Here is an 18711-nt window from a genome sequence, read left to right as displayed (position 1 = left end):
CGGGAGGGCGGTGGCCGCGACCTGACGCCGGACTGGAGGCGCGGTGCGGGCTGGCACCGCGCCTCCAGTCCGCCGCGTCCACGTCACCGAGCGGGCAGGACGCGCCCCGCGCGTGGCGCCGAGCGGGCGGAACCGGCCGCCGCCGGGGGCCGAGCGAGCCGTATTCTGCCCGCTCGGCTGGGCGCCGAGCGGGACCTATTTCGCCCGCTCGGGAGCGCGGTGGACGCGACTCGACGCCGGACTGGAGGCGCGGTGCGAGCGGGCGGGACGCGCCGCGCGCGGGTCGCCGAGCGGGCGGAACCGGCCGCGGCCGGGCGCCGAGCGGGACGTATTTTGCCCGCTCGGGGGGGGGGGGGGGGACGGGTCAGTCGTGGAAGGTCTCGATGGAGGCGCCGAGGGAGTTGAGACGCTCCTGGAGCTGCTCGTAGCCCCGCGCGATGATGCCGACGTTGCGGAGGACGCTCTCGCCCTTCGCCGCGAGCATCGCGAGCAGGATCACGACCGCGGGCCGGAGTGCCGGCGGGCAGCTGACCTCGGCGCCGGAGAAGTGCGTCGGGCCGGTCACGTCGAGGCGATGCGGGTCACGGAGCGTGACGCTGGCACCGAGACGGGTGAGGTCGAGGAGGTGGATCGCGCGACCCTCGTAGACCCAGTCGTGGACGAGGGTGGTGCCCTCGGCCATGGCGGCGATGACCACGAAGAACGGCAGGTTGTCGATGTTCAGGCCGGGGAACGGCATCGCGTGGATCTTGTCGATCGGGGCGTGCAGCTCGGACGGGTGCACTGTGATGTCGACCAGTCGGGTGCGGCCGTTCGCGGCGGAGTACTCCTCCGAGACGTCGAAGCGCAGGCCCATCTCGGCGAGGGTCGCGAGCTCGATCTCGAGGAACTCGATCGGCGCGCGGGTCACCGTGAGCGTCGAGGCGGTGACGATGCCGGCGGTCAGGAGGCTCATCGCCTCGACCGGGTCCTCGCTCGGCCAGTAGTCGACGACCTCGTCGATGCGGCTCTTGCCGGTGATGCGGAGCGTCGTCGTCCCGATGCCCTCCACCTGCACGCCGAGGAGCTCCAGGAAGAAGCAGAGGTCCTGCACCATGTAGTTCGGGCTGGCGTTGCGGATCACGGTCTGGCCGTCGCGGGCGGCCGCGGCGAGGATCGCGTTCTCGGTCACGGTGTCGCCGCGCTCGGTGAGGACGATCGACTTCGTCGGGACGTCGGTGTTCGCGACGCCGACCTCGTACCAGCCGGAGGTCGCCTCGACGTCGACACCGAAGGGGCGGAGCGCGATGAGGTGCGGCTCGACCGTGCGCGTGCCGAGGTCGCAGCCACCGGCGTACGGCAGGCGGAAGGACTCGTACCGGCCACTCAGCGGGCCGAGGAACATGAGGACGCTGCGGGTGCGGCGCGCGGCATCGGCGTCGATGGCGTCGAGACGGAGGTCCGACGGGGCGACGATCTCGAGCGTCTCGCCGTCCTCGGACCACGTGACGGTCGCGCCGAGGCTGCGGAGCACGTCGATGATCCGGTCGACCTCGACGATGCGGGCGACCCGGTGCAGGCGCGTGACACCGCGGTTGAGGAGCGAGGCGCAGAGGAGTGCGACGGCCGCGTTCTTCGACGAGTTCACCGCGATGGAGCCGCTGAGCTTCCGTCCACCCTGGACGCGGAGGTGCGCTCGCTGCGGGGCGCCGCCGATGGAGACGATCTGCTGGTCGAGGGCGTCGCTGATGCGCGTCAGCATCTCGAGGGACAGGTTCTGGCCGCCCTGCTCGATGCGGTTGATCGCGCTCTGGCTCGTGCCGACGCGTTCGGCGAGCTGCGCCTGGGTCATGCTGCGGCCCTTGCGTGCGCCGCGGATGAGTGCGCCGACCTCGCGCAGGGGTGCCAGCGAGGAGGTGACGGGTGCGGCAGCTGCTGGGGTGACGACGGTGGTGGTGTCGGACATGGCGCCAACGTAACACGGTCATGAGATAAAACGAGGGGGACAACGCCCAGGATTCACTGCATCGGGTTGGGAATACACCGTCTGTGAGAAGTGTCACCCCGCTCGGCCGTCAACGACCGCCCGGGTGACCGACCGAGTCGGCGAGGCGTCGGAGGGCGTCGTGCGAGGGTGACCTGGGGTCGGCGTGGTACATGACCATGAGCTGGCCGTGTGCGCCGGTGACCTGGAACTTCTCGTGCCGGAGCACGAGCGGCCCCACGACGGGGTGGAGCATCCGGCTCGTGCCACCGACCTTGCCGCGGACGTCCTGCCGCGCCCAGAGTGCGCGGAACCGGTCGCTCGCGGTGGACAACTCGTCGACCAGTGCACGGAGGCGCGGGTCGTCGAGGTCCGGTCCGGCGAGCAACCGGAGACCGGACACGGCTTCCTCGGTCGCACGGTCCCAGTCCTGGTGCAGTTCGCGGTCGCGGGGGTCGAGGAAGACCGCGCGGAGCAGGTTGACGCCCGAGCGGTACTGCGGCGAGAGGGCCGTGGCGAGGGGGTTGGCCGCGAGGACGTCCCCGAAGCGCCCCTGCACGAAGGTGGGGACGGTCAGTTCGTCGATCAGCTGCGCGACGCCCGGATCGACGTGCTCGACGTCCGCGGTCGTGGTGGCCGGCGTGCCAGGAGCCGGGGCAGCGCGGGCGAGTCGGTGGAGGTGCTCACGGGCCTCGACGTCGAGCTGCAGCACGCGCGCCACCGCGTCGAGGACCTGCGCCGACGGGTTGTGGTCCCGCCCCTGTTCGAGCCGGAGGTAGTAGTCCGGACTGATCCCGGCCAGGAGGGCGAGTTCCTCCCGGCGCAGGCCGGGGACGCGACGCCGACTCCCTCGTGGCAGGCCGACGAGTTCGGGCGTGACGAGCTGCCGCCGTGCCTTGAGGTACTCCCCGAGGGGGTTCGTGCCGTCCACGAGTCGACGGTAACGCCTGGCGGTACGGCACGCAGGGTGGTCCTGCCAGGGCACCGTCCCACCGGGGTCTCTCCTCGGTGCTGGCGACGGCGCGACGATCGTCCCGGCGACGCGGGACCGGACGGACCGGTTCGCGATCAGTGTCGCCGGGAGGAACACCATGACCAGGATCTCCACGCCGTTCGACCGGACGTCCACCGCTGACGACGTCAGCGAAGGCATCGACCTCACCGGGAAGCGAGCGATCGTGACCGGTGCGGCATCGGGCATCGGCGTCGAGACCGTGCGGACCCTCGCCCGCCGCGGTGCCGACGTCACGATCGCCGCGCGGCGCCCGGACGCCGCACGGCGGGTGGCCGAAGCGGTGTCGGCCGACACCGGCAACCCGAACGTGCACGCCGCACCGCTCGAACTCACGGACCGTCGTTCAGTGGCGGCGTTCGCGGAGGCCTGGACCGGTCCGCTCGACCTGCTCGTGAACAACGCCGGCGTGATGATGGTCCAGGAGCTGACCCGGAACGCCGACGGGCGGGAGATGCAGTTCGCGACGAACCACCTCGGGCACTTCGACCTCACCACGCGCTTGCACGACGCGCTCGCCTCCGCAGCGGACGGCGCTCGGGTGGTCGCCGTGAGTTCTTCGGGTCACCTCTTCGGACCGGTGGTGTTCGACGACGTGGACTACCGGTTCCGGCGCTACGATCCGGTCTCCGCGTACGCGCAGTCGAAGACCGCCGAGATCCTCTTCGCCGTGGCAGCCAGCCGGCGCTGGGCCGCCGACGGCATCACCGTGAACGCGGTCAACCCGGGTGCGATCAAGACCGACCTGCAGCGCCACGTCGGTGGGACGCTCGCCACCCCCGAGCACCTGCAGAAGACCGTCCGACAGGGTGCCTCGACGAGCGTCTTCGCGGCGGTCTCCCCGCTGCTCGAGGGCGTCGGCGGGCGCTACTTCAACGACAACGCGGAGGCGGCACCGGTGACCGAGCGCCTCGACGACCCCTGGCTCCTGGTGGACACGGTCGCGACGTACGCGCTCGACCCCGAGGGCGCTGATCGGCTCTGGGCCCTGTCCGAGGCGCTCCTGGCGGCCTGATTCAGGAGGCGATCCACCGCTCCGCCTCGTCGTCCCACCGCCACGCAGCGGACGCACCGAGGCCGGGCTGCGGGTCGCGGAGCCAGACGGTGGACCCCGGCGTCCATCCGGCGATCACGCTCGCCGTGCTCGCGTCGACCGGGACGGCCGTGCCCGCCGCACGGAGCCAGCCGCGGAACGTGAGGTGGACCGCGTCGTACGCGCGGGCGATCGCCGCCCAGTCGGGCGTGATCCAGTCGCCGTCCCGGCCGGTCGTCCAGTACCAGTCGTGGCGGCGTGTCGTGCCGCTGACGTCGACCGCCCCGACCCGGCACAGGTCGGCCCAGTCCTCGGCGTCGTCGACGATCGCGACGCGTGCATCCGGAGGTGCCGTGACCGGCGAGACGAGGGCACGGTCCCACCCCTGGTCGTCCTCGACCGCCCAGAGTCCGACGGGGCCGTCGTCGAGTGCGGCCGTCGTCACGAGGAGGCCCCACGGCGGTGTTGACCACCATTCCCCGCCGCGGTGTGACGCGGCCGGGCGCCGTCGGTCGCTGGGCCGCACCGCCGCCACCTCGGCGAGGAGCGCGCGCTGCCAGTCGGCCGTCCGGCGGGCGGCGGTCACCGCCCCAGGAGCGGCCGCGCCGGTGTCGCCCGTGCCCGTGCCGCGATCAGGCTCGTCGAACTCGACGGCCCACTGCGGCGCGTCGTGGTGGTCGACGCCGAGCGCCGTGACCGCGGGCGACGCCGCCACCGCCGACGCGAGCGCTCGGAGCGGTGCCGCCAGTCCGGACGAGGCGAGGAGCACGTCCTCGGCGTCGGGCTCCTGCCAGTACCGGGCGAAGGCCGCGGCGTCGGCGACCGCCTGGAGTGCCTCGAGCACCGTCGTGGCGGCCAGGTCGGCGGCGGACACGGCTGCGGCGAGCGCGGCGGCGACGTCGGCAGTCGACGGATGCGGATGCGGTTCGGCGGCCCCTGGACCGAAGAGCACACCCCCGCCTCCGCGCGCCTGCCCCAGGTGGTACCCGGCCCAGAACAGGGTCGCGTGCAGCTCCTCGCCTGGACCGGTGTCCTGGTCGAGGACGCGACGCAGGAGTCCGAGGCAGAAACGGCGCCCGCGCGGGCCGGCGAGCAGGTCCTCGGGGGTGATCACTGCACCAGGCTAGCCAGGGGCCGTCGGGTCAGGGGCGGCCGAGGGTCCCGCGGACGATCGAGTCGCCGGAGTGCGCCGGATCGCCGTCGTCGGCCTCGGCGGACACGTCGACGACGGGGAACCGGGAGGTGTCCATCGCGGCGGGGACCGTGAACCGCCCCCGGTCGCCGTCGAGGAACCCGACGCTCACGAGCCCCTTGAGGTCCGACCGCATCATCCACACCTCGCGGAGGCCGCCTGCGCCCGGTTCGTCGTCCCCGCCGTGCAGGTCGACGACGAGGGTGAGCCGGCCGTCCCGGGCGCGTTCGAGTTCGGCCGTCCCGCTCGACCCCTTCCACGCCGGCAGCGCGGCGAGGTCGGCGCGGGCGAGGACCGACTCCGAGCCGCCGCGGGGGAGTCCGGGGACCACACCGGTGGCCACGCCGATCCCGAGCACGACCGCGACCACCCCGATGCCGGCGGCGACGAGCACGGCCAGTCGGCGTCCGCGGTGGCTGCGCCGTCGTGGCGTGACGTGCGCGTGGTCCGGAGCCGCGCCTCCCGGCTGCGCCACGGGGACGCGATCCGCGGCGACCTCCGCGGCGATGCCGTCCCAGACCCGCTCCGGCGGGGCGACCAGACCGACGTCCGCCGACGACCGGGTCACCGCTGCGACGCGCTGCAGGGCAGCGACCTCGTCGCGGCACTGCCGACACGACGCCAGGTGCCGGGCGACCTCGTCGTCGGCCACCTCGTCGGAGACCGCGAGCATCGCCAGCGTCTCGTCGTCGACGTGCCTCATTCGATCACCTCCAGACGTGTTCGGAGCCGAGCCAGACTTCGGTGGATGTGGCTCTTCACCGTCCCCAGCGGCAGGTCGAGCCGTTCCGCGATCTCACGATGGCTGAGGTCGTCGTAGAACGCCAGTCGCATCACGCGGCGCGGGACCTCGTCCAGCCGGTCGAGCTCGCCGGCGACGAGGGCCCGTTCGGCCAGGTCGAACGCGGGTTCGGGGGCCGGTGTCGTCGCCTCGATCACCTCGGGGTCGGCCGCGCTCGCGTGCCGGCGCCGGTCGTTCAGGGCGTCGGCGATGCAGTTCCGGGTGATCCCGACGAGCCACGCGCCGAGGGGTGCGCGCGCCGGGTCGTAGCTGGCGCTGCGACGCCACGCCTTGACGAAGACCTGCTGGGTGACGTCCTCGGCGGCGCCCGGGTCGGACAGTGCGCGGAGCGCGAGGGAGTACACGAGCGAGGACCACCGGTCGTACACGGCGCGCAGGGCCTCCTCACTCCCGGCGCTGAACGCGTCGGAGAGTTCGCCGTCGTCCGGGAGGGTCGTCGTCACGTCGTCCTGTCGCTGGTGCGGTCCTCGTCGACCACGGCCCGATCGTACGGCCGAGTCCGGCGTCTCGCTCATGGTCGGGTCGCCGTCGTCACACCGGGACCGCGGTGATGACGAGGTTGCTCTCGTAGTGGTGGGTGCTGGTGTCGAACGCTCCGCCGCAGGTGACGAGGACGAGTCGTCGCGGACCGTCCGTGCGGAAGACCGACGACCAGGGCAGCCCGCGCTTCGCGATCATGCTGACGGAGGCGATCCGCCACCGCGTCTCGGCGCCGGTCGCGTCGGTGATCGTGACCGTCGTGCCGTCGGGCACGTCCTGCAGGTGGGCGAAGGGGCCGACGCCGTAGCCCACCGCGTCGACGTGGGCCGCGATCACGACGGTCCCGGCGGGCTGGGACGGTGCGGCGCCGAACCGGTACCAGCCGGCGACGGACGGATCGGACGGGAGGGCCATCGCGCCCTGGTCGTCGACGCCCTCCGGTCGGACGGCGGCGCTGACCCCGGCCCAGTCCACGGCGATGCGGGTCGGGGCCGCGGTGGTGGGGACCGGTGGCACGGTCGCCGCGGCACGGGGGACCGCGGTGGAGAACGCCGACGGCACGGGTGTCGGCGGGGCGGTGGGCGCGAACGAGGGGTGCTCGTCGGGGGCGGGGGTCCCAGCCGGCGAGCACCCGGTCAGTGTGGCGAGGGCCGCCGCGGCGACGACGAGCGTCGCCACGGCGGACCGCACCGGGAGCAGCACGGTCAGCGACCCGAGTCCCCGCGCTGCCCCGCGTCCGCGGCGCGCCCGCCACGGAGCGACGGAGCGTCCGCCGCGCGCCGGCGACCGAGCACGACGGCGTCCGCCGCGCGCCCGCGACGGAGCACCACGGCCCCGAGCCCCAGGGCCAGGGCCATCGCCACGGTGCCGCCGATGAGCGGCGCCGCGTCCGGACGGTTCGTCGCCACGAGGCCCGCGTTCCCGGCCGGGACCCCGTTCGGCGTCCCACCGAGGTCGGCGATCGTCTGGGTGGCCAGCGCCAGCGTCTTGTCGTCGAGACTGCCCCACGCGTAGACGATGGTGTCCGAACCCGCCGTGACGGGGACGTCGGCCGGGCCGATCACGGGCGTCGTGGTGCCCGCGGCGGCGACCGCGGCCGAGACGGTGCCGGCGGGGAGCACGAGCGCCTTCTCGTCCGGGTTCGACAGCTTCGACACGACGGCCGTGCCCCCGGCGAGCACGTCGACCGCCGGCGCCGCTGCGACGTGCCGAACGATGAGTCGGCCCTGCCCGGCGGGGACGGCGGAGGTGTCGTTCGTGAACAGGGTCGCGGTCGGGGACCCGTCCGTCTGGTCGTGGGCGACGGCGGTGTAGTTCGCTCCGGCGTCGAGCGTGACGTCGACCGGCCCGATGATCGGCTTCGACGCGTCCGCGGCGTCCGAGGCGGTGATCGCGAGCTGGTGTGCGCCCGCGGGCACCATCATCGGGCCGGCGAGCGTGCCTGGTGTGAAGTCGTCGAGCGCGCGCTTGCGGTCGAGGTACACGTCGACCGTGACCGCGGGGACGGCGTGCAGGACGGACAGGGTGGCGTCCCCGGTGGCGGCCGTGGCCGCGGCGGCGGGCAGCACGGCGGCGGCTGCGGCGAGCAGCACGCCGGCGCTGAGGCCGGTGGCGAGTGTCTTGCGCATGGTGGGCTCCTCGTGGCCGTTCCGGGCCGGGCGGGGACGTCCTCGTCGACGTCTCACCCCTACTACCGCCCAGGACCCCCGATCGGATGCACCCGCGCGCACCCAACCCGGAACCGCCGGCTAACGCGCGCGCCCCGTCCGCCGATAGTCCCCGGTGCAGGCCCACGGACGGGCCGCATCCCGCCCCACGGACGGCGGCGGGACGATCGAGAACCAGGACGGGCCATGATCGTCGTCACACGACTCAACGGCAGCGGATTCGCTGTCAACCCGGACCTCGTGGAGCGCATCCAGGAGACACCGGACACCACGCTCATCATGGTCGACGGCGCGAAGTACATCGTGCGCGAGTCCATGGCCGAGGTGATCGACCTCATCGCCGCGTACCGCGCCCGCATCGTCGGCATGGCCTACGGCACCGACGCCGCCGCACGCGCTGCCACCGGCCCGCAGCCGACCCTCGCCGCGGTCGCCCCGATCCACCCGCAGCACGCGCAGGACGGGGGTCGCTGACGTGGACATCGCGACGATCATCGGCATCCTGCTCGCCTTCGGCGCCCTGTTCGGCATGGTCGAGATGGAGCACGTCGAGCTCGCCGGGCTGTTCCTGCCCGCGCCGATGCTCCTCGTCTTCGGCGCCACGATCGGCTGCGGCATCGCGAGCACCACGCTCAAGGACGCGATCGCCAGCTTCAAAGCCGTCCCGAAGGCGTTCACGGGCAAGGTCACCCCGCCGCAGTCCGTCATCGACGACGTGGTCGGGCTGGCCGAGACCGCCCGGTCGAGCGGCCTGCTCGCGCTCGAGCAGGAGGCCGACAAGCACGACGACCCGTTCATGAAGAAGGCGCTGCAGAACATCGCCGACGGCACCGACGGCGACGAGCTGCGGATCCTGCTCGAGGACGAGATCGAGTCGAACGCAGCCCCGGTGCGGAGCGCGAGCTCGTTCTTCATGGGCCTCGGCGGGTTCGCTCCCACGGTCGGCATCATCGGCACGGTGGTCTCGCTGACCCACGTGCTCGCCAACCTCGGCAAGCCGGACGAGCTCGGTCCGCTCATCGCCAGCGCGTTCGTCGCGACGCTATGGGGTCTCCTCACCGCGAACTTCCTGTGGCTCCCGATCGGCGGCAAGCTCCGCAAGCTCGCGCAGCTCGAGGCCGACCGGCAGACGCTCCTCATGGAGGGCCTGCTCGCGGTCCAGGCCGGCAGCCAGCCGCGGCTGCTCGGCGAACGCCTCACGGCGATGGTCCCGCCGGCCGCCCGCGGCGGGGACGCCAAGGCCGGCAAGGCGGGCAAGGGCGGCAAGGCCGGCAAGGGCGGGGACGCGGACGCCGACGACCAGCAGCTGGCGGCCTGACGATGAGCGCCAACCCCCGCGGGCGCGGTCGCGGCCGCGCGAAGAAGTCGCACGACGAGGCCGAGCACCCCGACGAGCGCTGGATGGCGTCCTACATGGACATGATCACCGTGCTGATGTGCATGTTCCTCGTGCTCTTCGCCATGTCCACGGTCGACCAGGAGAAGTACATCGCGCTGAAGAACTCGCTCGCGACGGGCTTCGGCGAGGTCAAGTCGCAGAAGGTCGACACGGCGTCGGGCACCGTCGTCACGAAGGACCAGGTCGAGGACGGCTCCGGCTACTCGACGGACAAGTCGCAGGCGGACCACTCGACGGCATCGTCGGGCACGAAGGACACCAACGTGGACCCGGCCTCCACGGTGGTCCCGGCGACCACGCCCGCGACCACCCCCGCCACCGCGACGAAGGCCGACGTCGCCGCGGCGCAGAAGGAGCTCGACGACCTCAAAGCGATCGAGGCCGCGATCAAGGGGAACCTCGCGAAGGCCGGTCAGACCGCGAACGTGCAGTTCACCGTCGACGCCCGCGGCCTCACGGTGCGGTTGGTCGGGAGCGAGACCTACTTCACGACGAACAGCGCCGACCTGTCCGACCAGGCGAAGCGGATCATGGACGCGATCGCGCCGGTCCTCAGGACGAGCAGCCACGACGTCAGCGTCGAGGGCCACGCCGACCAGCGGAACTCGACCGCGCCCTACGCCACGAACTGGGAGCTCAGCGCGGCACGGGCGACCGGGGTGCTCCGGGACCTCGTCGAGCGGGGCGGGATGCCGGCGGACCACGTCCAGAGCGTCGGGTTCGGGTCGAGTCGGCCGCTCGCGAAGGGCGGCACGGACGCGGACCTCACGCTCAACCGCCGGGTCGACATCGTGGTGCTGTCGAACCAGGACCAGGACGTCAGCGCCTTGATGCCCGCCCTCGCGAAGGCCCAGGACGGAGCACGGAACGGATAACGACGGAGCACGGAACGGGGAGGAGAGCACGAGCACACCGCCCCCAGAACAAGGCACAGCGAGGACACAGCACTGACGGGCGCTCCACAGCGGACCGATAGACGCACCCGTGACCGAGACCCTGCCCGCGCCAGCAGCGCCAGCGCCCGAGGTGTACGACTTCGCGCGCCCGTCGACGCTCGCCCGCGAGCACGCCCGGGTCCTCGAGCTCGCCTTCGAGACGTTCGCGCGCCAGTGGGGCACGCAGCTCACCGCGAAGGTCCGCGCGGTCAGCCAGGTCACCTGCGAGCAGGTGCAGATGACGACGTACGACGAGTACGCCGCGTCGCTGCCCGCGCTCACCGGCATGGTGCTCCTCCCGATCGCCGACGTCGTCCCGAAGGGCGTCCTGCAGGTCCCGCTCGACGCCGCCCTGACCTGGGTCTCGCACGCGCTGGGCGCCTCGAAGCCGCTGCCGACCCCGGACCGCACGTTCACGCCCATCGAGCAGGCGCTCGTCCGCAAGATCGTCGAGGACGCCCTCGACGACCTCCGCTACTCGTTCGGCGGCCTGCTCGCCCACGACGTCACCGCGGGCGGGTTCCAGTTCAACTCGCAGTTCGCCCAGGCGGCCCAGAAGGGCGACCTGATGATCGTCGCCTCCTTCACGATCCGCGTCGGGGACCGGGTCGCGCCCGGCACCCTCGCCCTCCCGGCCGACGCGGTCCTGCCGCAGCTCGGCGAGACCGCCGCGCACGTCACGCCCGCCGACGCCCGGGCCCTCGTCGACGCGCAGCTCGCCGGCGTCCCGGTCGGTGTCAGCCTGCGCTTCGCGCCGGCGACGGTCCTGCCGTCGCAGGTGCTCCGGCTCGCCGTCGGCGACGTCCTCCCGCTGCCGCACCCGCAGCACCGGCCCCTCACCATCGCGGTCGACGGCGAACCCGTCGGCACCGCCGCCGTCGGCGCGAACGGCTCGCGCCTCGCCGGCATCGTCGTCACCACCACATCGGAGCTGCCCGCATGACCACGACCACCACCCTCCACACGCAGGCGGCCGAGTCCCTCGCGGCGCAGCTCCCGACGACGGCTCCGCTGGCAGCGGTGGTCCTGCCTGGAGGCGCGACTCCGGTCGCCCTCGAAGCCGCCGGTGACGCCGTGGTCGCGTCCTTCGTCGGTGCGCTCTCCGCGGACCTCGTGCTGGTCCTCACCGACCTCGACGCCGTCACCGCCGCCGGCGGCGCCGACCACGGCATCGTCGACGTCACCGACGTGCTCCGCCCGTCCATCGAGGCCGCCGCGGGCGTCCTCGGCGTCGGCGTCCTCGGGGACGCTCGGCGCGAGTCCGCCTCGGCACTCCTCGCGGACCCGGACACCGTGGTGTTCGAGCTCACCGCGGCCGGCGTGCCCGGCGGCTGGTTCGCACTGCGCGTCCGGGAGAACGGCACCGTGTCCGCACCGGCCGCGCCCTCGCTCGCGGCGAGCCTCCCCGCCGGCAACCTCGGCCGCATCAACAACGTCGAGATGACCCTGACCGTCGAGATCGGTCGCACCCGGATGTCGGTCCGCGACGTGCTCGGCATGGAACCGGGCGCCGTGGTCGAACTCGACCGGAGCGCCGGGGCCCCGGCCGACGTGCTCCTCAACGGTCGGCTCATCGCGCACGGCGAGGTCGTCGTCGTCGACCAGGACTACGCCGTCCGGATCACGAAGATCCTCGACGTCGCCGAGAGCGTCTGAGCCGCCGACCGTGGACACGCTCGTCATCGCCCTCCGCGTCGCGCTCTCGCTCGGCGTCGTGCTCGTCCTCATGTGGGTGCTGCACCGCCGCATGGCGAAGGGGCCGTTCGGCAAGTCGGCGACCAGGGGCCGCCGCTCGGCGTCGGTCGAGGTCGTCGGCCGTCAGGGCATCGGCGGCAAGGCGAGCGTCGTCGTGGTCGACGTCGAGGGGGAGCGCCTCGTGCTCGGCGTCTCCGAGCACGGTGTGTCACTCCTCACGAGCGGCCAGGCGCCGGCGCCCGAGCTGACCATCGTGACCGGTCCCGTGCCGCTGCCCGTGCGTCCGACCCCGTCGGCCGACGCGTTCCGTCAGGAACTGGACCAGCAGACGGCAGCCGAACCGCGCCTCCCGGACGCCCTTCCCATGCGCCCCCGCAACCGCCGCCCGCAGCGCACCGTGCTGCCCACCGCGCAGCAGCTGCAGGGTTCGATCCTGTCCGCCGACACCTGGCGCCAGGCCGCCGCGGCACTCCGGAACCGGCGGGCCGGGTGACCGCCGCCCGGACGTACCGGCTCGGACGCCTCGCCGCCCTCGTCCTGCTCGGCCTGGTGGTCGTCGCCGGGTACCTCATGCTCACCGCGACGGGCGCGCACGCCGCCGGCGTCGTCCAGCCGACCGCGCCCGCCACGCCGACCCCGCCCTCGACGGGGGACTTCAGCGTCAGCGTGAACGGGCCGGACGGCACGCCCTCGTCCGCGGTCGTGACCCTCATCGGCATCACGCTGCTCAGCGTCGCGCCGGCGCTCATGCTCATGATGACGTCGTTCACGAAGATCTTCGTGGTGCTCGCGATGACCCGGAACGCGCTCTCGCTGCAGTCGATCCCGCCGAACCAGGTCCTCGCCGGGCTCGCGCTGTTCCTGTCGCTGTTCGTGATGGCGCCGGTGCTCGGACACATCAACGACGATGCGGTCCAGCCGTACCTCGCGGGCCACCTCGACTTCAACCAGGCCGTCGAGATCGGCACGAAGCCGCTCCGGACCTTCATGCTGCACCAGACGCGCGAGGAGGACGTCGCCCTCATCACCCGCGCCGCCGGTCAGGACAACCCGAAGACGATGGCCGACGTGCCGATGACGACGGTGATCCCGGCGTTCGTGATCTCCGAGCTGCGCAGCGCGTTCATCATCGGGTTCGTCATCTTCATCCCGTTCCTCGTCATCGACCTCGTCGTCTCGGCGGCGCTCATGTCGATGGGCATGATGATGCTCCCGCCGGTGATGATCTCGCTGCCGTTCAAGATCCTGCTGTTCGTCCTCGTCGACGGGTGGGGGCTCATCATCAAGAGCCTGATCGAGTCGTACCAGGTGGTGCACTGATGGACCAGCAAGCCGTCATCGACCTCACGCTGCAGGCGCTCCTGGTGGCGGGGAAGCTCGCCGCGCCCGTCCTCGTGACGTCGCTCGTCGTGGGCTTCGCGATCTCGCTGTTCCAGTCGGTCACGCAGATCCAGGAGGTCACGCTCTCCTTCGTGCCGAAGGCCGTCGCCGTCGCGATCGCCCTGGTCGTCTGCGGCAACTGGATGATCTCGGAGATGGTGTCGTTCACGCACGTGGCCTTCGCCATGATCCCGAAGCTGCTGGGGTCGTAGCCCGTGGAACTCGTGATCAACGGCGACCGCCTCGAGGCGACGATGCTCGCCGGCGTCCGCCTGGTGGCGTTCTTCGTCATCGCGCCGCCGTTCTCGTACAAGGCGTTCCCGGCGACGGTGAAGGTGATCCTCGGGATCGGCCTCGCGATCGGCGTCGCACCCGCGGTCGCGGTCGGGTACCACTCGCTCGACACCGGGCCGTTCCTGCTCGCCCTCGTCACCCAGCTCGTCGTCGGTCTGGCGCTCGGGTTCCTCGTGTACCTGGTGTTCGCGGCCGTGCAGTCGGCCGGTGCGCTCGTCGACCTGTTCGGCGGCTTCACGCTCGCCCAGGCCTACGACCCGCAGTCGCAGGTGAACGGCGCGCAGTTCACCCGGCTGTTCCAGATGGCCTCGCTCGCGCTGCTCTTCGCGTCCGGCGGCTACCAGCTCATCGTCGGCGGGCTCGTGCGGTCGTTCGACGCGGTGCCGCTGACCGGGACGTTCGAGCTCGGCGGACTCGCCTCGCTGCTCGTCGCCGCGCTGTCCCAGATGTTCCTCGCGTCGCTGCAGATCGCCGGACCCCTCGTCGTCGTGCTCTTCCTCGCCGACGTCGGGCTCGGACTGCTCACGCGCGTGGCACCGGCACTCAACGCCTTCCAGATGGGCTTCCCGATCAAGATCGGCCTCACGGTCGTCTTCGCCGGGGCGCTCTTCATGGCCCTCCCGTCGGTCGTGTCGTCGCTCACCGGCGACGCCGTGGCCGCGATCACCGGGAAGGGGTGACCGCGGTGTCCGACAGCGGGGAACGCTCCGAACAAGCAACGCAGAAGCGGATGCGGGAGGTCCACCAGAAGGGCCAGATCGGCCGCTCGCAGGACCTCGGCGCGTGGATCGGCATCGCCGCCGCCGCACTCATGATGCCCGCCGCGATCGGGAACGCCGCGGCGGCCGGGTCGAACCAGCTCCGGTCCGTGCGGCGCGTCATCGAGGACCCGACCATCGGCACGATGAACGCGGTCTTCCACGAGGCGCTCGGCTCGATCGCCGGCACGCTCGGCCCGATGCTCGCCGTCGTCGCGGTCGCCGTGCTGGCCGCCGCGGTCGCGCAGGGCGGCGTGCACTTCCGGAAGCTCGCACCGCAGCCCGAGCACTTCGACCCGGTCCAGGGCCTCAAGCGGGTCTTCGGCACGCAGGCGATGTGGAACGGGCTGAAGGCGCTGCTCAAGACCGCGGTCGTCGGGCTCGTGCTCTGGGCCGCGGTGCAGGCGCTCGTCCCGGTCCTCATGACGAGCGGCTCGCTGCCGCTGTCCGCGGTGCTCGACGCCGCGGCTGCCGGGGCGGGGACGCTCCTCCGCGCCGCGATCGCCGCCGGCCTCGTGCTCGCCGCGCTCGACGTCTTCGTCGTCGTCCGCCGGAACCGGAAGCGCACCATGATGACCAAGCGCGAGGTCAAGGACGAGAACAAGCACGCCGAGGGCGACCCGCTCGTGAAGTCGCAGCGACGCTCCCGGCAGCTCGCGATGAGCCGCAACCGGATGGTGCAGGCGATCGGCACGGCGGACGTCGTCATGACGAACCCGACGCACTACGCCGTCGCGCTCAAGTACGAGCCGGGCAAGTCCGCACCGAAGGTCGTGGCGAAGGGCGCCGGACCGGTCGCCGACGTCATCCGGTCGAAGGCGCAGGAGGAACGCGTCCCGATCGTGCAGGACGTCCCCCTGACCCGTGCCCTGCACGCCGCGTGCGAGCTCGGGCAGGAGGTCCCCGTCGACCTCTACACGCCCGTCGCCCGGGTGCTGTCGTTCGTGATGGCGCTCAAGGCGCGCGGTGCGGCCGCCGGTACGCATGCGCCGCCCCGGCCGACCACGCCGGACGAGGTCGCCACGGTCCTCGACCCGACCACCCTCACCGGCGACCTCCGCCCCCGCAAGCTCCGCCCGACCGCACCCGAAGGAGTCCCCGCATGAACCGCAAGGACCTGCCGAAGCTCGTCGTCCCGGTCTTCATCGTCGGCATCATCCTGCTGCTGATCCTGCCGGTGCCGTCGTTCCTCCTCGACTTCCTCATCATCTGCAACATCCTCCTGGCGCTCGTGATCCTCCTCACGACGCTGTTCGTGAAGAAGCCGCTCGACTTCTCGGTGTTCCCGTCGCTGCTGCTCGTCGCCACGTTGTTCCGGCTCGGCCTCAACGTCGCCTCGACCCGGCTCGTGCTCGGCGAGGGGTTCGCCGGCGACGTCATCCAGGCGTTCGGGCACGTCGCGGTGTCCGGCTCGATCATCATCGGCGCGGTGATCTTCCTCATCCTCGTCGTCATCCAGTTCGTCGTCGTGACGAAGGGTGCCGAGCGCGTCGCCGAGGTCGGGGCCCGCTTCACCCTCGACGCGATGCCCGGCAAGCAGATGGCGATCGACGCGGACCTCAACGCCGGCCTCATCACCGACGCGCAGGCCAAGGAGCGCCGTGCGGCCGTCTCCGCCGAGGCCGACTTCTACGGTGCGATGGACGGTGCGTCGAAGTTCGTCAAGGGCGACGCCATCGCCGGCATCCTCATCATCGTCATCAACCTCGTCGGCGGCATCGCGATCGGCATGCTCCAGAACGGGCTCTCGATCACCGACGCCCTGTCGAAGTACGGCATCCTGACGATCGGCGACGGACTCGTCACCCAGATCCCGGCGCTGCTCATGGCGGTCTCGACGGGCATGATCGTCACCCGCTCCGGCGCCGAGACCGAGATCGGCACGTCGGCGGCGCAGCAGCTCACCCAGTCGCGGAACGCCCTCGGCATCGCCGGGGTCGCCGCGATCGCGATGGGGTTCATCCCCGGCATGCCGATCATCCCGTTCCTCCTCATCGGCGCGACCCTGCTCATCGTCGCCTGGCGGCTCGGACAGCAGGTCAAGCGCGCGGAGCAGGACGCCGCACGGCAGGAAGCACTGGCCGCGGTCGCCCCGAGCGCCGACACCCCCGAGGACCTCATCGAGCAGATGCGGGTGCACGCCCTCGAGATCCTGCTCGCCCCCGACCTCGTCGACATGGTCTCCGGCGCGTCCGACGACCTCCTCGGCAGGGTCCGCGCCCTCCGCCGGAAGATCGCGATCGACATGGGGATCGTCGTGCCGCCGGTCCGGACCCGGGACAGCATCGAGCTCCCGCCCTCGACCTACGCCATCCGGATCGCCGGCGTGGAGGCCGGCCGCGGCACCGCGCCGTCCCGGAGCGTCCTCGCCCTCGGCGACCACCTCGAGGGACTGCCGGGGGAGACGACCGTCGAGCCGGTGTTCGGCCTCGCCGGCAAGTGGGTGCCCGCCGAGCTCCGGCACGCCGCCGAGATGACCGGCGCCACCGTCATCGACCGCGTCTCCGTGCTCGTCACGCACCTGCAGGCGATCATCGGCGACAACGCCGCGCGGCTCCTCACCCGCGAGGACGTCAAGGTCCTCACCGAGGGTGTCAAGCAGGTCAACCCCGCCGCCGTCGAGGAGCTCGTCCCCGGCATGCTCTCCCTCGCCGAGGTGCAGCGCGTGCTGCAGGGGCTCCTCGCCGAGCGGGTCCCGATCAACGACCTCGGTCGGATCTGCGAGGCGCTGACGCTCCGCGCGAAGGTCTCCACCGACCCCGAGGGACTCGTCGAGGCCGCGCGCGCCTCGCTCGGTCCCGCCCTGCCCGCCCGGTACCTCGACGCCGGCACGCTCCGGGTGATCATGATCGACCCGCTGCTCGAGCAGTCGATGCTCGAGGGGCTCCGGCCCTCGGAGCAGGGCACCCAGATCGTGCTCGACGCGCACCGGATCGAGCAGGTCCTCGGGTCCCTCCGCGACGCCGTCCGCTCGGTGGAGGACCAGGGGATCTCCGCCGTGCTCGTCTGCGCCCCGCAGCTCCGCCCCGCCGTGCACCGCATGGTGTCCGCGCAGTCGAACGGCCTGCCGGTGCTCTCCTACCAGGAGGCCACCGCCGCGGGCTCCACCATCGAGACCGTGGGAGTGGTCCGTGCCGCCGACCCGATTGCAGCGTAGCGGCGCCACGCTCGACGAGGTCCGCGCCGCCGTCCGGACCGAGTTCGGCGCCGCCGCCCGGATCGTCGCCGCCGAACGCGTCACCACCCCCGGCATCGGCGGACTCTTCCGCAAGGCCCACGTCGAGGCCACCGTCGAGGTCCCCGCCCCCGACGAGGTCCCCACCGCCCGGGTCGCCATCGCCGACGGGGCCGCGAAGCGGGTCGGCATCGCCGCGCTGCTCGCCGACGCCGAAGCTGCCGAGGCCCGCATCGCCGGCGGCGACGGCACCGCCTCGACGCGCGCGGACGCGTTCGCGTCCGTGCTCGACGGGTTCGTGGCCGACGGCATCGGGGCGGGCCCGGCCACGCGTCCCGACCCGACCACCGCGGTCGTGAGCGGGTCCACGCGACCGGCGCCGCGCCTCCCGTCCGACGCGACCGGACCGTCTGGAGGCGCGACCCGGCTCCTCGACGCAAGCAACGATCCCGACGCGGCCGGGTCCACCGACGGGGTCGCGCCCGACGCGCGTCCCGCCGTGCCGGCCGCGCGCCCGGCCGTGCCCGCGGTGCGGTCGGCCGACGGGGACCTCGTGCTGCTGGTCGGGCGGCCGAACGACGTGGACGCCGCCGCCGGTGTGTTCGCCGTGCGGCACGCCCTGCGCCCCACCGACGCCGCCGACCGCCGGGCCGGGATCCTCGCCCGGGCCGACGGGGTCCGGGACGGGCGCGCAGTCCTCGCCGTCGCGGCGTGGGACGACCACGAGACGATCCTCGGGCTCGCACCCGACCAGGTGTGGGTCGTCGTCGACGCCGGGCGGAAGCCCGCGGACTCGGCCGCCATGCTCGCCGCCGTCGCCGGACGGGCGCAGGTCGCCGGGGTGGTGGCGATCGGCGCGGGGGAGACCGCCACGCCGGAGTCCGTGCACCTGCTGGGGGTGCCCGTCCTGTCGCTAGGCTGAGCGG

At 72.7% G+C, this 18711-nt stretch carries 20 protein-coding genes; 13 read left to right on the top strand and 7 right to left on the bottom strand.

Annotated elements, in window-relative coordinates; genetic code table 11:
• Positions 1-364 precede the first annotated feature (364 nt).
• The gene (locus tag FS825_RS12175) at positions 365-1945 is read right to left on the bottom strand and encodes a helix-turn-helix domain-containing protein (protein ID WP_260981153.1); all 1581 of its coding nucleotides are present in this window, start codon (positions 1943-1945) and stop codon (positions 365-367) included.
• A 109-nt stretch (positions 1946-2054) separates the two neighbouring features.
• The gene (locus tag FS825_RS12170) at positions 2055-2894 is read right to left on the bottom strand and encodes a helix-turn-helix domain-containing protein (RefSeq protein ID WP_260981152.1); all 840 of its coding nucleotides are present in this window, start codon (positions 2892-2894) and stop codon (positions 2055-2057) included.
• 160 nt (positions 2895-3054) lie between these two features.
• Between FS825_RS12170 and FS825_RS12165 the strand changes: the two genes are divergently transcribed.
• Complete coding sequence (locus tag FS825_RS12165) at positions 3055-3990, top strand: SDR family NAD(P)-dependent oxidoreductase (protein WP_144713359.1); 936 nt, start codon at positions 3055-3057, stop codon at positions 3988-3990.
• Between the two features lies 1 nt (position 3991).
• Here FS825_RS12165 and FS825_RS12160 read toward each other — a convergent pair whose 3' ends face one another.
• From FS825_RS12160 to FS825_RS12140, 5 genes are all read right to left on the bottom strand, one after another.
• Positions 3992-5122 carry a hypothetical protein gene (locus tag FS825_RS12160; protein ID WP_144713357.1) on the bottom strand — a complete coding sequence of 377 codons (1131 nt, stop codon included), beginning with the start codon at positions 5120-5122 and terminating at the stop codon, positions 3992-3994.
• Positions 5123-5150: 28 nt separating this feature from the next.
• The gene (locus FS825_RS12155; protein WP_144713355.1) at positions 5151-5903 is read right to left on the bottom strand and encodes an anti-sigma factor; all 753 of its coding nucleotides are present in this window, start codon (positions 5901-5903) and stop codon (positions 5151-5153) included.
• Positions 5900-6445, bottom strand: a complete 546-nt coding sequence (locus tag FS825_RS12150) for an RNA polymerase sigma factor (RefSeq protein WP_260981151.1) — start codon at positions 6443-6445, stop codon at positions 5900-5902. The genes FS825_RS12155 and FS825_RS12150 overlap by 4 nt, the downstream gene beginning before the upstream one ends.
• 88 nt (positions 6446-6533) lie before the next feature.
• Entirely contained in the window at positions 6534-7184 is a 651-nt protein-coding gene (locus FS825_RS12145) for a class F sortase (RefSeq protein ID WP_144713351.1), read from the bottom strand.
• Between the two features lie 2 nt (positions 7185-7186).
• The gene (locus FS825_RS12140) at positions 7187-8110 is read right to left on the bottom strand and encodes a DUF4397 domain-containing protein (RefSeq protein ID WP_144713349.1); all 924 of its coding nucleotides are present in this window, start codon (positions 8108-8110) and stop codon (positions 7187-7189) included.
• Between the two features lie 225 nt (positions 8111-8335).
• Here FS825_RS12140 and FS825_RS12135 point away from each other — a divergent pair, with 225 nt between their 5' ends.
• From FS825_RS12135 to FS825_RS12080, 12 genes are all read left to right on the top strand, one after another.
• Entirely contained in the window at positions 8336-8623 is a 288-nt protein-coding gene (locus FS825_RS12135; RefSeq protein ID WP_144713347.1) for a flagellar FlbD family protein, read from the top strand.
• A 1-nt stretch (position 8624) separates the two neighbouring features.
• Positions 8625-9467, top strand: a complete 843-nt coding sequence (locus tag FS825_RS12130; protein WP_144713345.1) for a motility protein A — start codon at positions 8625-8627, stop codon at positions 9465-9467.
• A 2-nt stretch (positions 9468-9469) separates the two neighbouring features.
• The gene (locus FS825_RS12125) at positions 9470-10423 is read left to right on the top strand and encodes an OmpA/MotB family protein (RefSeq protein WP_144713343.1); all 954 of its coding nucleotides are present in this window, start codon (positions 9470-9472) and stop codon (positions 10421-10423) included.
• A gap of 109 nt (positions 10424-10532) precedes the next feature.
• Positions 10533-11426: a flagellar motor switch protein FliM gene (locus tag FS825_RS12120; protein WP_144713341.1), complete on the top strand. Its 894-nt coding sequence runs from the start codon at positions 10533-10535 to the stop codon at positions 11424-11426.
• Positions 11423-12139 carry a flagellar motor switch protein FliN gene (fliN, locus tag FS825_RS12115; RefSeq protein ID WP_144713339.1) on the top strand — a complete coding sequence of 239 codons (717 nt, stop codon included), beginning with the start codon at positions 11423-11425 and terminating at the stop codon, positions 12137-12139. The genes FS825_RS12120 and fliN overlap by 4 nt, the downstream gene beginning before the upstream one ends.
• Before the next feature lie 10 nt (positions 12140-12149).
• Positions 12150-12671 carry a FliO/MopB family protein gene (locus tag FS825_RS12110; RefSeq protein ID WP_144713337.1) on the top strand — a complete coding sequence of 174 codons (522 nt, stop codon included), beginning with the start codon at positions 12150-12152 and terminating at the stop codon, positions 12669-12671.
• Positions 12668-13498, top strand: a complete 831-nt coding sequence (fliP, locus tag FS825_RS12105; protein ID WP_144713335.1) for a flagellar type III secretion system pore protein FliP — start codon at positions 12668-12670, stop codon at positions 13496-13498. Before FS825_RS12110 ends, fliP begins: the two co-directional genes overlap by 4 nt.
• Positions 13498-13770: a flagellar biosynthetic protein FliQ gene (locus tag FS825_RS12100; protein WP_144713333.1), complete on the top strand. Its 273-nt coding sequence runs from the start codon at positions 13498-13500 to the stop codon at positions 13768-13770. The genes fliP and FS825_RS12100 overlap by 1 nt, the downstream gene beginning before the upstream one ends.
• 3 nt (positions 13771-13773) lie before the next feature.
• Positions 13774-14532 carry a flagellar biosynthetic protein FliR gene (locus FS825_RS12095; RefSeq protein ID WP_260981150.1) on the top strand — a complete coding sequence of 253 codons (759 nt, stop codon included), beginning with the start codon at positions 13774-13776 and terminating at the stop codon, positions 14530-14532.
• Between the two features lie 5 nt (positions 14533-14537).
• Positions 14538-15716, top strand: a complete 1179-nt coding sequence (locus FS825_RS12090) for an EscU/YscU/HrcU family type III secretion system export apparatus switch protein (RefSeq protein WP_144713331.1) — start codon at positions 14538-14540, stop codon at positions 15714-15716.
• Positions 15713-17767 carry a flagellar biosynthesis protein FlhA gene (locus FS825_RS12085; RefSeq protein ID WP_144713329.1) on the top strand — a complete coding sequence of 685 codons (2055 nt, stop codon included), beginning with the start codon at positions 15713-15715 and terminating at the stop codon, positions 17765-17767. Before FS825_RS12090 ends, FS825_RS12085 begins: the two co-directional genes overlap by 4 nt.
• On the top strand, positions 17742-18707 hold the full coding sequence (locus FS825_RS12080) for a hypothetical protein (protein WP_144713327.1): 966 nt from the start codon (positions 17742-17744) through the stop codon (positions 18705-18707). Before FS825_RS12085 ends, FS825_RS12080 begins: the two co-directional genes overlap by 26 nt.
• The last annotated feature ends 4 nt before the right edge of the window (positions 18708-18711 follow it).

Source organism: Curtobacterium pusillum, assembly GCF_007680845.1.
GTDB lineage: Bacteria > Actinomycetota > Actinomycetes > Actinomycetales > Microbacteriaceae > Curtobacterium > Curtobacterium pusillum_B.
This window is presented reverse-complemented; position numbering and strand designations above follow the sequence as displayed.